At 45.0% G+C, this 15,503-nt stretch carries 16 protein-coding genes; 9 read left to right on the forward strand and 7 right to left on the reverse strand.

All coding sequences use genetic code 11. The features are described from left to right. Nucleotides 1–31: 31 nt before the first annotated feature. Complete coding sequence (locus tag CXF86_RS20305) at nt 32–634, reverse strand: tRNA-uridine aminocarboxypropyltransferase (protein ID WP_101090713.1); 603 nt, start codon at nt 632–634, stop codon at nt 32–34. A 163-nt stretch (nt 635–797) separates the two neighbouring features. Continuing rightward, nucleotides 798–2,000, reverse strand: a complete 1,203-nt coding sequence (locus tag CXF86_RS20310) for a multidrug effflux MFS transporter (protein ID WP_101090714.1) — start codon at nt 1,998–2,000, stop codon at nt 798–800. Between the two features lie 100 nt (nt 2,001–2,100). On the opposite strand from CXF86_RS20310, the gene CXF86_RS20315 reads away from it, so the two are divergent. Next, a complete protein-coding gene (locus CXF86_RS20315; protein ID WP_102039890.1) occupies nt 2,101–3,096 on the forward strand; it encodes a LysR substrate-binding domain-containing protein in 996 nt (331 codons plus the stop codon). A 118-nt stretch (nt 3,097–3,214) separates the two neighbouring features. After that, nucleotides 3,215–3,538 carry a hypothetical protein gene (locus CXF86_RS20320; protein ID WP_102039891.1) on the forward strand — a complete coding sequence of 108 codons (324 nt, stop codon included), beginning with the start codon at nt 3,215–3,217 and terminating at the stop codon, nt 3,536–3,538. On the opposite strand, the gene CXF86_RS20325 is transcribed toward CXF86_RS20320, so the two are convergent. The 3 genes from CXF86_RS20325 to CXF86_RS20335 all read right to left on the reverse strand — a co-directional run bounded on the left by CXF86_RS20325 (nt 3,528) and on the right by CXF86_RS20335 (nt 7,339). After that, a complete protein-coding gene (locus CXF86_RS20325) occupies nt 3,528–4,811 on the reverse strand; it encodes a hypothetical protein (RefSeq protein WP_102039892.1) in 1,284 nt (427 codons plus the stop codon). The two genes, CXF86_RS20320 and CXF86_RS20325, sit on opposite strands and share 11 nt — an antisense overlap. A 282-nt stretch (nt 4,812–5,093) precedes the next feature. Then, entirely contained in the window at nt 5,094–6,503 is a 1,410-nt protein-coding gene (locus CXF86_RS20330; RefSeq protein WP_102039893.1) for a DUF4145 domain-containing protein, read from the reverse strand. Nucleotides 6,504–6,610: 107 nt separating this feature from the next. Next, nucleotides 6,611–7,339 carry a hypothetical protein gene (locus CXF86_RS20335; protein ID WP_102039894.1) on the reverse strand — a complete coding sequence of 243 codons (729 nt, stop codon included), beginning with the start codon at nt 7,337–7,339 and terminating at the stop codon, nt 6,611–6,613. 186 nt (nt 7,340–7,525) lie between these two features. Here CXF86_RS20335 and CXF86_RS20340 point away from each other — a divergent pair, with 186 nt between their 5' ends. Continuing rightward, nucleotides 7,526–8,035 carry a DUF2780 domain-containing protein gene (locus CXF86_RS20340; protein WP_101090720.1) on the forward strand — a complete coding sequence of 170 codons (510 nt, stop codon included), beginning with the start codon at nt 7,526–7,528 and terminating at the stop codon, nt 8,033–8,035. Between the two features lie 109 nt (nt 8,036–8,144). Continuing rightward, entirely contained in the window at nt 8,145–8,603 is a 459-nt protein-coding gene (locus tag CXF86_RS20345) for a tellurite resistance TerB family protein (protein WP_101090721.1), read from the forward strand. Nucleotides 8,604–8,623: 20 nt separating this feature from the next. Here CXF86_RS20345 and yjeH read toward each other — a convergent pair whose 3' ends face one another. Continuing rightward, entirely contained in the window at nt 8,624–9,877 is a 1,254-nt protein-coding gene (gene yjeH / locus CXF86_RS20350; protein ID WP_101090722.1) for an L-methionine/branched-chain amino acid transporter, read from the reverse strand. A gap of 143 nt (nt 9,878–10,020) precedes the next feature. Here yjeH and CXF86_RS20355 point away from each other — a divergent pair, with 143 nt between their 5' ends. Both CXF86_RS20355 and CXF86_RS20360 read left to right on the forward strand, forming a co-directional pair. After that, nucleotides 10,021–10,449 (forward strand): Lrp/AsnC family transcriptional regulator, encoded by a 429-nt coding sequence (locus CXF86_RS20355; protein ID WP_101090723.1) that lies wholly within the window; start codon nt 10,021–10,023, stop codon nt 10,447–10,449. Nucleotides 10,450–10,499: 50 nt separating this feature from the next. Continuing rightward, a complete protein-coding gene (locus CXF86_RS20360; protein ID WP_101090724.1) occupies nt 10,500–10,844 on the forward strand; it encodes a hypothetical protein in 345 nt (114 codons plus the stop codon). Here CXF86_RS20360 and CXF86_RS23170 read toward each other — a convergent pair. Beyond that, nucleotides 10,841–11,326: a type II secretion system protein gene (locus CXF86_RS23170; RefSeq protein ID WP_101090725.1), complete on the reverse strand. Its 486-nt coding sequence runs from the start codon at nt 11,324–11,326 to the stop codon at nt 10,841–10,843. The genes CXF86_RS20360 and CXF86_RS23170 overlap by 4 nt on opposite strands. Nucleotides 11,327–11,943: 617 nt before the next feature. Between CXF86_RS23170 and menD the strand changes: the two genes are divergently transcribed. Genes menD through menC form a run of 3 tightly spaced genes read left to right on the forward strand, consistent with a single transcriptional unit; the run spans nt 11,944 to nt 15,502 of the window. Then, complete coding sequence (menD, locus tag CXF86_RS20370; protein WP_102039895.1) at nt 11,944–13,653, forward strand: 2-succinyl-5-enolpyruvyl-6-hydroxy-3-cyclohexene-1-carboxylic-acid synthase; 1,710 nt, start codon at nt 11,944–11,946, stop codon at nt 13,651–13,653. After that, nucleotides 13,653–14,459 carry a 2-succinyl-6-hydroxy-2,4-cyclohexadiene-1-carboxylate synthase gene (gene menH, locus CXF86_RS20375; RefSeq protein WP_102039896.1) on the forward strand — a complete coding sequence of 269 codons (807 nt, stop codon included), beginning with the start codon at nt 13,653–13,655 and terminating at the stop codon, nt 14,457–14,459. Before menD ends, menH begins: the two co-directional genes overlap by 1 nt. Continuing rightward, the gene (gene menC / locus CXF86_RS20380) at nt 14,459–15,502 is read left to right on the forward strand and encodes an o-succinylbenzoate synthase (protein ID WP_102039897.1); all 1,044 of its coding nucleotides are present in this window, start codon (nt 14,459–14,461) and stop codon (nt 15,500–15,502) included. The genes menH and menC overlap by 1 nt, the downstream gene beginning before the upstream one ends. Nucleotide 15,503 lies beyond the last annotated feature (1 nt).

The raw sequence follows: 15,503 nt of genomic DNA on the forward strand, positions 1-15,503 counted from the left end.
TAAGAGACGATGCAATTCACAAATCCTACCTCTATTTATTTTCTTGGTATCGTGCGCGCACATCAGCCGGCATTGACGCTAACCTCTGTTCGACTAAAGCCGCTAACGCATCGGTTAGTGGTGTCACATCTTGCTGAGGCTCTATCACCTTTAGCATCATCGCACTCGCTTCCAATGTTGACACGCTATCACTGCGGCTGGCTTTACGAATCGTGTAGTTAGAAGCGCAATCTAAATCAAGATGCAAAGCCGGAAAAGCCTGTAACCATGGATTCAATTGCAATAATTTATATGCCTTGCGCCAGGTACCATCGAGCAAGATTAGAATCACATCCGTATCAATGACGATATCAGCCACTGACTGACTTGCCGTTGATGGGTACACCAAATATATCGGTTTATTGGCCAAAGCCAATTGCTCACGTAGCAGAGCAAAGTCCTCTGCGGTTTCACCGACCACAACTTGCGTCTGAGGAATAACTAACTCCAACAGCCGCACACTATTTTTAGCGTGACCCACTTCAGTAGGATCTTGCAAAATGATCAGCTCAGTTTTAACCTGCATTTTTTTTATGCTGGCGCACAAACAGGCTTTTAGTGGATAGTGGCACGAAGGGCAGTTAGGACGAGACAAAAGTGTAAACCTAATAATGGGACAAACTCGATAGTGCTTAGTTTATACCAATTCCAAGCCAATTTATGGATAAAAAAAACCTGCATGAATGGTTAATTCATACAGGTCAAAGGGTGTTTTACGGTTAATCGTCGCTGTACGCTAACGGTTAATCCTTAATTTGTTAGTGAGCATACTGCTCTTGGTGCCAATGATCAAAGCGAGACATCGCCATCATAACCAACAAGATAATCGCCAATCCGCCCATAATAATGGCAACAGCATAAGGTGCAGGCAAACTCGTTTGTTGCACTATCGCAGTCAGCAGTGACGCGCCGCTCATCTGAATAAAACCGAGCATTGCCGTCGCAGTGCCTGCTCTCTCACCAAATGCAGATAACGCCATACTGGTTGCAGGGCCAAGCAATAAAGCAAAGCCAATACAGAGCAACATCATTGGCAACATAAAGCTAATCGCTGCCGCTAAGCCAGTTTGTGGGCCAACCACCTGCACCAATACTTGAGTGGCTGCAGACGCTAACATAAACCAAAGTGCGACAATTACAGTGGGACGGTTACCTAATTTTTTGATGACTAAAGGTGCAGCAAAACAAGCGACGATGTTGACGACAGCATTTAAACCGAACAATCCACTAAACATCAACTCTGATACCCCTAATCGGTCAATCAACCACACCGGCGCATATGAAACATAGCTTAAGATCGCGGCCATTCCCGCCATGCAGGCAAATGCATAGAACAAAAAGTGTGTCTCTATCACTACGGGTTTATAGCGAGCCCAACGGTATAATGGCCCTGAACTATCGGTACTTTTAGGGCGTGTTTCCGGTAAGCGATAACCCACAAAGATCAGGATTAATATCGCGTAGAGCGTCATAAACACGAAGGTCGAGCGCCAACCAAATTGCAGCGCCAGTAAACCACCCAAGGTTGGTGCCAATGCAGGGATAACGCAAATCATGCCGTTAAGATAGCTATAATAACGCGCGCTCTCTTTTGGAGTGAAGCAATCACGTACCGCACTAAAGACCACAATAGAGGTCGAACAAGCCGCTAAGCCCTGCAATACACGCGCAAACTGCAACCAGTGAAATTCAACGGAAACGGCGGCAAGGATACTGCTGGCGATGTAAAGAATAATACCGCCCAATGCGACAGGTCGTCTGCCATATCTATCGGCTAACGGTCCAATTAATAATTGTCCCGTTCCCATAGCAAAAAGGAACAACACTAAAGTCGACTGTATTTGACTCGCCGAAACAGCAAATTCAGTCGCCATAGCAGGCATAGAAGGAAGGTAAATATCGATAGCCAATGGACTGAGTACAACCATCGACATTAAAATAGGGAGTAAATTACGGCGCATTATCTTTCTCAAATATTGTAAACACGACTATATTAATCAAACTATGGTATGAACAGAAATGATATTATTTCCATAATGAATTTCCATTGAGGAATATCTCGTGAAATTAGAGAATTTGGCACGTATCGACTTAAACCTACTCGTCATTCTACAAATACTATTGGAGGAGCAAAGTGTTACCCGAGCTGCAAATCGCTTACATCTAAGTCAGTCAGCATTGAGTAAGAGCCTTAATCGTTTGAGAGATACCTTAGGCGATCCACTTTTTTTACGCACGGCACATGGCTTAAGGCCTACCGCCCATGCTGTACAACTTGGAAAATTGCTGCCTCAAAGCTTACAGAGCTTATATCAACTGACTTTACCCCCCAGTTTTGAGCCCGGTAGCAGTACTCGGCAGTTTTCATTTTCTATGGTGGAGAGTGCATATGAAACACTGATCCCCTACTTTATCGGCCCTTTGCTGACCAAGGCACCCAATCTTAAATTAGACAGCTATGTTTGGACGGAAAACTCGACCCTAGCGATTCAGCAAGGTCAGATAGATTTCGGTATTTCAGGGCGTGATCTTCACCCACAGTCCGCTTTTAAAATTGATCGCCTGCCCGATGGCATTGCACACCAGACCCTATTTACCGATAAGCAAGTTTGCTTAGTGAGGCAAGATCACCCCTTGCTGGCTACGATAGCAACCGGCCTCTGGGATCTAAATATCTATTTAGAGATGTCTCATGTACAGGTGCGCTGTGAAGGCAATGATTGGTGGGCATTAGATTATCATCTGGCAGATCTAGGGCACCATCGCCGGATCAGTACCACTGTGCCTGACTTTTATGGCGCTGCGAGTATCTGCGCCCATAGTGATTTGATATTTACCCTTCCCGCGAGTTTTTCCCAACATGCAAAGAAATTGTACCCGCTAGCGGAACTCCCACTGCCTTTCGAATTCATGCCACTAGCCTATGTATTGCTTTGGCACCAAAGAAACGATGATGACCCAGGGCATCAGTGGGTAAAAAATGTTATTTGTCAAAGTGTTGCAACCGCTTTCGATTCACCAGACTTAAAACACTTTTTGAAAACAGAACAAGATTAACCTTTATTAACGTGATCTCTGCTTAGATAATCGGCAATATTAAATCCGTTAACTTGCCCATTCAGTTGTTATTCATCTTTTTAGTGTAAGCTAACAACTAAGACATTTTGGAGAAAATATGATTTACAACTCGTTTCAAAGCAACCCAATGCAAAATCGATTTTCTGGCTCTCGCGGCTGGTTAGCATTCATTATCGGTTTGGCCTTTATGACTCTAGCGCTCGTTGCGCTGCCTTTTTTACTGCTTTTCGGCGCAATCACATTTATGGCATTAAGCTTGTTTGGTCGCGTTTACCTAAAGCGTCAACTCGCGCGTTTTAATAAGCAGCAAACCGGACAGAAATTTCAGAAAGACGATGCTTTTCAAGAAAACGTTTCCCGAGAAAATACTTCTCAATCAACGGCAGCAGGCCGTATCTTTGAGCATAATCCTAACGAATAACTTTCATTGCAGATGCGCTACGAGGTCTTGATAATAAGGCCTCAAATCGCTGCCAGTGTATCGCTTTATCAGCAGTTCCACTCTCCACCCACTCAGCAACAGCATCTTCCCCAACACTATAGTTAATAATGTACGAACGATTTTGGTCAAAGAAACGAGTGCGTTGTTCCGCTCTTGAGTGGGTATAAAATGCATCATCAACCAGCAGACGAGTCGCCTCTTTATAATTAATCTTTTTATCCGTTAATAATTTACTGACATGGTTTTCAAAGTATCCAAGCCGCTTAATACAAGCAAACACCTTGTGAAACAGAGTAAGGTCCGCCTCGAGGCCAGCCAACGGCATTAATACATCACGCTCAAACAACACAATCTCATCTTGGCTCATCAATAGACGCAAAGCATAATTAGCGCTGCCTTCAGCAAGGTAAGATATCGGACTGAACAAGGGATAGATTGAATATTCCAACCAGCCTTTTTCTTTTACCAACAACTGCTCTTGCAGGGCATTAAAGACGTGGTGACCAGGATAGCCTTCGTGAGTCGCTAACTCCAAATATCGGTCAATCGTTAACGGTTGATCTTGATTGAGTTGAATTAGGCTATGGTAATCACCTTTGTACCAGTTATATGCGGTCCACACTTTGTCATTAACATACTCAATTTCACAATGCTCATGCGCAGGTAATGTGAACTGCTTTTTAGTCAATTCACGCGCCTTATCAATCGCCGCGTTAAATACTGCAGCGGCTTTATTTTTCGGTACAATATAAGACAACTTAAATTCGGCCAAACGGCTTGCGAATGTCCCTTCGCCGGGCAATAAGTTATTGAGTTCTATATGGATGCTGTTAAGTTCTGCTAATGAGTATTCAACGACCGCTGAATCGTACAACCGACGAGCTTCTTCCTCAAAGCTAAGGGACTTCCCCTCCAATAGATCTAAATACGCGCCAATCGATAGCCATTGCTTTTCGAGGAAGCAATAGCGGCCACTCAACTCTATATCAAGATGATTTTCACCAACAGCCGCAAGCACCTGGCAACCCTCTTCGTATTGCAACCTAAGCTCCGTTAATGGCTGCCAAAAAGCGTCCTCTTGCCATGCTCTAGGGCCAAAATACGCATCAACGTAGAGTTCGTCATGCTGTCCGATTGCAAGTGCAAATCGAGTATAGCGCTCTGCAAACTTATTCAGTTCTTGGTTTTTCGCTTTTGAATAAGCGGGAGAGATAAGAATTGATTTAGCTTCATTGTCAGCAGAATAAGGCATAGGGCGCTCCAGCATTTTGATTGTCGTCAATGTACACATATAGAATAATGTATACAACTGGAATTTGAGAATATGTTAATTATATGAGTATGGAATCATTTACCCTGTTTTCTACTTAGGAAAGAATTTAGGACAGAAAAATCTACTACGCGGCGTGTGTATAGATATCAATCTAGAGCTGTACAATAAATGCAGCCCGCACTGCTTATTGAAGGAAAGGGAATAGAAATCACACTAGTTGCATTTTAAGACTGAAGCAAAAGAGTATCTGTATTGAGCATTTTAGCTAAGTAATTCAGCCGCTTTTGCTAACGCTTCTTTTTCTTGAGGTGAGTTGGTCATTTCCATCACAGAGAGTACTTGCTGCTCAAGTGAAGCCCATAGAGGTTCGATCACCGCCAGTTCATCATCATTAGCGTGCTCTCGAGCCAGTTTTAATAAGGAGGCTGAAGACACAACATCGATACGCCCTAACATACCATCGGCAAGCGCAATACTCAGCTCTATCATTGCTGGCACACTATGACCGTATTTAATCACTTCACGTAAATAGCTTTCTGCCTGCGAGTAATCATCCCCTAATCCAGTGTCATCATGCAGCATCGACTGTGCTCTAGAGAACATAGCATCGACTTGGCCTTGCTCAGCAGCTTCAGCCAACCAATGTTCGCTTTGTACCGCATCAGCATCACAGCCTTCACCGCGGGCTAACATCAGCGCCAGATGGTATTGTGCATGCGGGAAACCTACTTTTGCCGCGCGACTGATATATTTATAAGCCGTTTTCAGATCAGATTGCTGATAATAAAGTACACCCAGATTTGCCATTGCTTCTGATTGCTCGAGCTTTGCCGCTTGACTCAAGTAACGCTCAGCAAGCTGCACATCGGCTTCAAAATGCTGACTACCGACTAAATAGAAGTAACCTAACAACGCCATGGCATTAGCGACGCCTCCAGCTGCCGCTGAAGCAATGGCCTGCTCACCCCCTACAACATCAAATTCACCGCTGTAACCATGGACTAATGATACGCCATGTTCATATAAGGCATTCACATCATCATTGGCGGCCTGCGCAAACCAATAGCTGGCTTGCTTAAACGATGCAGTAGAGCGATCTTCAACCTTGTCATCACGGCTTTCCTGTAATGCTAATTCCTGCTCTCTTTGCATTAACGCTCGCGTCTTAAGCGACATACCGACTAGATATTGCGATTCCGCGTCTCGCTCCATCACCGCGCGATAGCATAAGTCTCTACCCGCTAAGGCATCAAACTCTTCAAAGTAATATTCAGGCTTGCTCGTATTCGTCACCTGACTGAACATTGAATCCACCAGCAAGAGTAGATTTTTTATTGCGCGCTGACTTAACTCCTGCAATTGCTCAGGAGTAAGGTGATACTTTTCGGGATGGGCACCACGATTACCATCGGCACGCAGTTTATGCAGAGCTCGGGTGGTTTTAACATCGATAAGTCTGCGTTGGTTTAGCAGCTCAATGCGATCGTAAAGGTTGGGGCTATCGAAATCGATAGCATACTCTTCAGCCAGTAAGCTGGTTAGCTTATGGCTAAAGCTTCTTACATGAAGCAAAGCTTGCGTTGGCACATCAGTTACAAAGCTTTTAGCCTTGCGATAATCCTGTCCCAGCTCGACTGAAAACTGATTAACGAATTCAATATCGTTTAACAAGATATGCTCCCACGCCGTTTACCACATGCGTTACGTTGAATTAGCTAGAACAATGGCGCATGTCATCTAAAACACTCGCCATCATTGCCGATGTTCAATACTGAGGGTTATGGCTCTAGATTACCGGCTGTATCTGGCTGTTCACGTGACACCATATATAAACGAAATAGAACCACGTTAACGAATAAGCCAAAAAATGCCACAATAACTTCACCCACTAACTGTAACGGTAGACCGCCAAGTTGTGTCGCCATAGCCAGCACGCTGCCCACCAAAGAGACCGGAATATACAGTAATAATACCGTTATTGTTTTCAGTGTTATCGGTCCACTAAATGCAAAGCTACGCTTAATAGCTTCCATGGGTGTCAATCGCTCAACGACCACCATGAAGTTAACAAAGGCCAGCCGAGCAAAAAGATAAACACTAATCACCAAACCAATGATTCCCAGCATAGGGTTGATCGCGAGTAGCACGAAGAAAGGCGCCAGTACCGCTAGACCCGAAAAGACGCCAGCCAACAATAGTGCAGGAACAAAGTTCAAACTGGTTTTTAATATCATGCCGTTACTAGGACTGTGTCCCTGTGAACGGATCTCTAAAAACAGCGTTAATGCTGCAATTAAAAATGAAAATACCAGCAACAACACCATCATAGCGACCATATGACTGGTGCCAAACTGAGGGTTTTCAAGATCAGCAGCGTTTATCTCTAAACTCAACCACAGTTGAATACCCACTTGGATAAACAACACAGGAACAGTCAAAGCCGCTAATTGGCTAATATTATTACGAAAAAAGTTAAATGCTTGAGTCAAGATTGCTGATAATGACATAGAGTTTTCCAAAAAATGAAATCGAGTAACACGAATTAGGGCTAAGGATACCCAAGTTTGGTAATTAATGCACAGTTGAAATCACGTATTAGCTATTTGTTAAAAGTAAAAAAACTGCAAACTGTTTGTTAAAACCGTTAAACTCGTTAAATAACACAACAGAATTACCTTAAAAGGATGGCCCTTATGAAATTATTGACTGCAAGTATTCTGACGCTTCTCAGCATATTCTCAACTCAGATTAACGCCCACGGATTCGACCCATTAGCAGAAGCAACCAAAGCGATTTCAACCCCTTCGCAGTCTGATGATTTAGTCGGTAATGTTATGTCGCAATTAGGCTTAAGCCAAGGTCAAGCTGAGGGCGGTTTAGGCAGTTTGTTATCACTCGCACAGTCTTCACTGGGCAGTAGTGATTTCAGCTCAATTTCGGACTCTATCCCCGGTATTGATGGTTTGCTAGGTGCAGTGCCTGAGCTCGACAACGATTCAGGTATGTCAGGCTTATTATCTAAAGCGGGTGGATTAGGTGATTCACTGCAGGGCGGTGCTATGGTATACGACGCTTTTGAAAAGCTAGGCATTTCTAAAGACTTAGCCGCACCTATGATTGATATCGTAAAGGGTTACCTCGACACGAATGGCACCTCTGGCACCTCTGACCTATTAATGAAAGGACTTGGCGCTATATTGTAAACCAAGGATTTATCCATCTTGGCTATTGTTGAAGCATTCAGCTAAGTCAAGATGGAACTCTCATGCGATTTAATGCTCTAATTTTTATAATCACCTTTGAGGCTCTTGCATGCTTGCCAAGCTAAAACAGTTTTTTGAAGCTCAACACCACACGCTTTCTGCTGAAGAGCAGGCGCAGCACCTTAACCTTGCCGCTGCCAGCTTGCTATTAGAAGTCGTCATGGCCGATGAGAACATGTCAGATGAAGAAGCCAAGATATTACCTGAGCTTCTCACCACCACTTTGGGCTTATCAATAGAAGATGTCAGCGCATTAATCGCCAATGCGACCGTGTCACAACAGAATTCCACCTCACTTTATGAGTTTACTCAAGCGATTAATGACAACTTCGATATAGAGCAAAAACAGCATTTGATCCTCGCAATGTGGCGTTTAGCCTATGTTGACGGGCACCTGTGTCAATATGAAGACCAGATGATCCGCCGCACCTCTGAATTGCTACACCTTAGGCATAGCGAACTCATTCAGATGCGCAATATCGCGATTGAAACACAACAAAAACCTTGAGTAAGCGGCTATTGCCGCTGCTACAACGCGAATTGCTTTCGATTAAGGTGGGTTTTCTGCGCCCACAACATGGGAAACAGAACCAGCATTAATACTATCGCGTAGGTCATATTCCAACCTAAAGCAAAACCAATAACAGCGCATAATGCACAGCTCAGTATCACCAATGGCAAGTAACGCTTGCTCAGTAATTTAGCCGCAGCAAACATAGTGGCCAAATAGATAATCACAAACACCCCATTGCTCCACGCAATAAGATCTTCTAATTGCTGACCTGTTGCGTAGGTCACTATAATGACTAATGCCATCGCAATCAGCACCGCTATTGCAGCGCGAGCAGGTGAATGATGCTGATTCAATTGGCTAAAGTATTTTGGCAATACGCCATCTCGGCTAAAGCTCCAGATTAATCTAGAGACACTCGCGGTATAAACATTGACGGTAGCCAAACCACTCACGATCCCCAATATGCCAATCACCTGTGCCCCATAGCCGCCCAGTAAACTGTCGAACACGCCGACCATCGCCACTGGTGTATCGCTTGGCACGACCAATAGTAATAAGGTACAGGCTAAATAAACCACGCCAACCAGCACGGTGCCGATGAGCATTGCAGGGATCATATCTTGCTTCGGCTGACGAAAGTCATTGGCAAGATGTGTCATCGCTTCGATACCCAAAAAACTCCAGAATGCAATACCGACCGCGGCCATGATCAGGCTCGCATTCGGTGCATCTTGATGGGTAAAAGATTCAAGCTCCGATAAACTCAAGCCAACACCGCCAAATAGCGCTGCCACGACCGAGACAATTGCTAAAGTTAACCCGAACTGCAGTTTTGCAGAAACTTGAATGCCGCGTAAATTAAGTAACAGTAGCACTCCTAGCAATAACAACTCGGTGCCAACTTGCGCCCAACCATTTATCGGCACTAGCGCATTAACGAATTGAAAGGTCATTAGAATAGCGGCCGGTGCACCGATGGGCACCACCAGTAAAAACATCAAGCCAATCGTTCGTCCAGCAGTACGACCAAACGCTTGCTCTACAAAATAGGCCGGCCCTGCGGCATGCGGTAGCACACTGGCTAAACGTCCAAACACCAGCGTCACCGGAATAATCGCTAGCGTTAATACTAGCCAGGCGATTAATGCGCCTTGCCCTGCGGTCACGATAGTCATTTGTGGCAGGATAAACACGCCAGTACCCAACAAAGTGGTGGCCATAAGCCCGGCACCTTGCCAACGGCCTATGGTTCCTTGTATTTGATTCATGTCTTATATGCTCTGGTTTACAATGGCACCATTATAATTCTAGACTGACTAGCTTTCTGCGTTTAATCGCCGTCACCTTCACCAAATCTACCGTCATTTTGTCGGTATTTTACTTTAATGCCGTCATTATGTTGGAATTGATCATGGACAAGTTTGATAATGCCATTTTAAGTGCCTTAAGATCAGATGCACGCCGCAGCATCTCAGACATTGCGGCGGCAGTGAATCTATCACGCTCTGCGGTCACTGAGCGAATAAAGAAGATGGAATCATCGGGTACTATTCGTGGTTATCAAGTGATATTAAGTGCATCCCAAACTGATGGGGTCTCAGCCTACTTTGAAATCCAACACAAATGCCCCAACTGCGCCGATATCGTCAAAATTTTCCATACCATCCCAGAAATTATTACTTGTAAAGGCATCACTGGCGATATGGATCTACTGATCTATGCCACTGCGGCATCAATGAAACGTCTACACGAGATCCGTGAGTTTATTGATGCTCAAGACGATATCACCAAAATTAAAACCCATGTGGTGATGAGTGAGTGGATAGACAATCAAGGTTAATCATATAAAACTGAAAATGACGTAAGAAGGAAAGCGATAATCGACTTGCCATGGCGCTGGTCATTGCCACTGGCATGTTATGGCAATACCCTCCGCACTCAGTTTTGGCGCAGGCCTTGATGCTTGATCAAGCAATGGCCCTAAGCTGGCCAACACTCTCTAAGTGGTTATCAGTCGCAATCTGTCTGCTGGTTAGCAGTCAGCGTTATGCTAACCACTCCCGCGTTTACGCGGTTATGACTATCTTCGATAGGAGTGTATCAGTCATTGCTAACACTATTTTTGACAAGAGAGTCTTAAGGAGTAACTGCCAACTTTCGATTAAAGGCCAAATCCAAAGCCGAACGCTTGGCACTAAATTGTACTCTGGCCCACATATGTCTAATTCAATTTAACAGCCATCGTAAAATTTGTTCACCTTCAATTCACTATTAACAATATTACCAACGCCGACTGATCGTGAAAGTTGAACAAAACAATTCAGGGCTCTAAGTTCTTGCGATTCTAATATTTTATCCCCCAAATATACGTAAGTACTTAGCATAGTCGAATTGTTTGGATAATCAGTAATCATAAACCCATCAACATTCATTGCAGCCTTTATGTGTTCAGGTTTAATACTCATAGAACCGTCAAGCACATATAAATCAGTATTCGGGATGTTTGTTTCAACTTTAGCCGATGCAACTCCCGCGAGAACAGCCTTACTCATTACAATTGAATTCGCTGATTTAACAGCGCCTACAAACCCATCTAGGGATGCTATACGTGCATCGCTACTTATGTTTAAAAATTTTGGAGCTGCGGCGACCGCAAGGATCCCCAATATAATGATAACAACCACCAGCTCGATGAGTGTAAAGCCCTTACTTTTCAATGTTTTTTTAACTCCAATTTTCTTCTCGATGTAAATAGAACGTTTGAACTTATATTATTGTCACTCCGCTATTTTACAGCATCGTCCAAATGGCGTATATGATATTTATGCCTTGGAAAATCATCTTGATAGCTTGCGTAAATAACCGCCGCTATAGTCATTCTATTAAGTATTTAGCGCTTCCCGTAGGGTGGCTTTCAAAGCACTGAATGAACAGGTATTTAATACAATTGGTATTACTTTGTACGGCATGTTAAAGCAATCATTGAAGTGCGAGAACCTAGAGTAGTGGCAAAGTCGACAATAACATTTTGTGTTGACCTCACAGCGGGTTAACAATGGCATTTGGTCGTAGACAGAAATGATGGCTTTCGCCAAAGGATATAAATTTAAAAGCTCCACTTATAGTGAGTACATTCATAAGCCCTGCGATAAATTCAACACTCCGATATGTTAATCACGATGACACCTATTACTAGGTGCTTAACTGTCGAAAACCGACTATTGATTTATTCGCTGCCAGTGAAAATCCTTAGATTTAAGAAAACCAAGGACGATCATATTCCTTTGCACTAAAGCAAGTTAAACTAACATTATCATTGGGATGGTAATTAACTATGCAAACTAAACATACAGCTGAATTAAACCTGCTTTGGGGAACATTAATCTTAGAGGAGCTTGCTCGTCTAGGGGTCAAACATGTCTGTATGGCGCCGGGGTCGCGCTCAACCCCGTTAACCCTTGCTGCGGCTAAGCAGGACAAGCTATGCCAACATCTGCATTTTGACGAAAGAGGCTTAGGCTTTATGGCGCTGGGCATTGCCAAGGCCAGTGGCGCGCCAGTGGCTATTATTACCACCTCTGGCACCGCAGTGGCTAACCTTTACCCCGCGATTATTGAAGCTTGGCTAACCCAAGTGCCACTGATTGTGCTTTCAGGCGATCGTCCACCAGAGCTTATCGACTGTGGCGCTAACCAAGCGATGACTCAGCCCGCTATTTTCGCTCAATATGCCAAGTCACTAAACTTGCCCACGCCAGACAAGAGCATTAGCCCAGCGGCATTACTGAGCTCAATCGATGATGCCGTCAGTAACCAAACACAACCCGTGCATATAAACTGTATGTACCGCGAGCCACTCTATCCAGCAGCGCCTCAAGCAGACTTTAGTCATTACTTAAAGCCGATAGCCCAATGGCAGCAAACTAAAGCACCTTATATTCAGTACGCAGCCCAAACTGCTTCACAACTGCCAACCCACGATGCGCTAGCAAGGTTTGTCCATGGTAAAGGCATTATTGTCGCGGCGACACTGGCTCCAGAGCATCACCCAGAGCAACTGATCGCATTGTCGATAAAGCTCGGCTGGCCCATAGTGACCGATGCCCAATCACAACTGCGACAAAGCAGTGCCGCCATTGGTAATATCGACCAATTGTTACTGCAACCTAAGTCGCAATCTTTGCTAGCACAGGCCGAAAAAGTGATTGTGTTTGGCGGGCGTATCTTGTCAAAACGCTTGAGCAGTTATTTGAGCGAGCATAACTGGAAAGACTACTGGCAAGTATTACCGCAGCAACAAAGACTCGACCCTAACCATAAAGCTAAACAGGTATGGATTGCGCAGGCTAACACCTTTAGCGTGCTACCTTGGCCACGCTCATCTCAGGCTCAATGGGCCTTAGCACTAGTGCAGCAGAATGAAGCGCTAGAAACCTTATACCAGCAGCAAATTGATCATGCTCAATTCGGTGAAGCGCAAGCCATACGAGCAATAGCCAAACGCCAAACGAGCCAGCACCAGTTATTTATTGGTAACAGTTTGCCTGTCAGACTATTTGATATGTTTGCCCCTATTAGCGCAGAACACGCCACGGTCTTCACCAATCGTGGTGCTTCAGGGATAGATGGCTTACTCGCCACCGCATGCGGCGTTGCCATTGCGGAAAAAAAGCCAACCACACTGATTATTGGCGATATTTCACAACTACACGATCTCAACTCTCTGGCGATTGCGCGCAGCGTCACCAGTCCGTTAATCATTGTGATCCTCAATAATGATGGCGGTAACATTTTCAATTTACTGCCAGTGCCAAACGAGCAGCTACGAACCGATTACTATCGTTTGTCCCATGGGCTTGAGTTTGGTTTTGGTGCGGCAATGTTTGGTTTAGCCTACAACCAAGTTGAAGATCTCGATGACTTTATCGAGTCTTACGAATATGCCATGACCTACGCAGGGCCGTCAGTCATCGAGGTGAGCGTTTCACAAAACCAAGCCACTGATCAGATTGCGCATATCGCGACTTGGGTGAAACAAAGCTGATGTTGGCATATCAATGCCAAGGTAACCCCAGCATGCCAGCAATGGTGCTGCTGCATGGTTTTTTAGGCAGTAAAGCCGATTGGTCCGCGGTGATAGAGGTGCTCGCGGAGCAATATTATTGCATTAGCATCGATCTACCTGGCCACGGCCAGAGCCTTAACCATACATTGCCAACACCAGGGTTTGATGCCTGCACCGCACTTATCCAGCAAACACTGTTACAGCTTAAGGTTCAGCAGTATCACTTGGTTGGTTATTCGCTCGGTGGCCGTATTGCGCTGCACCTTGCGCGGCAAGCCCCCGAGAATATTTTGAGCCTAATACTCGAGTCGTGCCATCCAGGCCTTAAATCTGCAGATGACAGAGCCGCAAGAAAAACCAGTGATGCACTATGGGCAACTAAATTAAATAGCCTGACTATCGAGAATTTCTTAGCGCTTTGGTATCAACAAGCCGTATTTGCCGACCTTAGTGCCAGCAAACGTCAAGCAATGATCCAGCAGCGCCGTGGTAACCAAGCCTTAGCCCTAGGCAATTGTTATCAAGCCACGTCACTTGCTGAGCAAGCTGACCTTTGGGACACTCCAGCGATAATATCTGCACCATGCTATTTTATTGCCGGTTCTGACGACCAAAAATTTCTCTCACTCGCGACTAGTTGGCAACAACAATATCCCATCGCTATGTATGCTGTTGCGGCTAGTGGCCACAATATCCATAGCGCTGCACCCATTGCGTTTAGCAAACAAGTATTACAGCTGCTTAAGCCATCGTCATTTAATCCATCATCCAATAGGCCCACTTAATGATCCTCACTAAACTTAGCCTTCATCAATACACGATTGATCTCGATAGATTATTGCCCGTGGGTAAGCAACGCATCGATGAGCGCCATGGTTTGGTGCTCTGTGCGACTATCAATTCCGGTACCGATGAGCGCACTGAGCAGGTGGAGATTGCACCGCTTTCTGGTATTGATGTCGATGGACATCAGCTCACCGGTTTTAGTCAGCACTCTCTTTTGCAAACGAGTGCACAACTCAGTGAGTACCTAGCAGCGCTGCATCAACAGCCTGCCGATAAGTTGCTTGATTTTGCCGATACAACCGAACAAAACGCCATAGCCTATGGTTTAAGTTTACTGCACGCCAAACTGATGGGCTCACTCGATGGACACAGTCTTGAAGTTCGCACCATTCCGTTAATTTACCGAAACCAGGATGAGCCGTTAACTGCAGTTGCCGAGCGCGTAGCCGCGCTGGCTAACAACATTCACGCCGTTAAAGTCAAAGTCGCACAAACGTCCCTTGAAGATGAGATCCAGCTGATCCATCAGATCTTAGCCATACGTCCCGATTTAAAACTACGACTCGACGCAAACCGTGGTTTTGAGTTGCAACAAGCCATCGAGTTTATCGCCTGTATCCCTATTCATGCGATTGAGTACATTGAAGAGCCTTGCAGCCGACCTGCCGATAACCCAATATTTTATAACGCGATTGGAGCACCTTGGGCACTCGATGAGTCACTCAATGACCCACACTACCAGTTTGAGATGCAAGCTGGGCTTTGTGCCATCATCATCAAACCTATGCTACTGGGTAGCTTACAGAAGTTGCAGTCTTTGCAGCATTTGGCCACCGAACACGGGGTTCGCTCAATATTAAGCTCAAGTTTGGAAGCCAGTTTAGGTATTACAGCCCTCAGCCGTTTGGCCAGCATTATGACTCCAGATGAGATCCCAGGGATCGACACATTAAGCGCATTTAGCCAGGACCTAGTACAAAGTACAGGTAAAGCAAAATGCCTGCAGCTAAACGATCTGCAACTACTACTAGCGTTGGACTAGA

Origin of the sequence: Shewanella sp. GutCb, from assembly GCF_002836135.1 — a bacterium.
Taxonomy (GTDB): Bacteria; Pseudomonadota; Gammaproteobacteria; order Enterobacterales; family Shewanellaceae; genus Shewanella.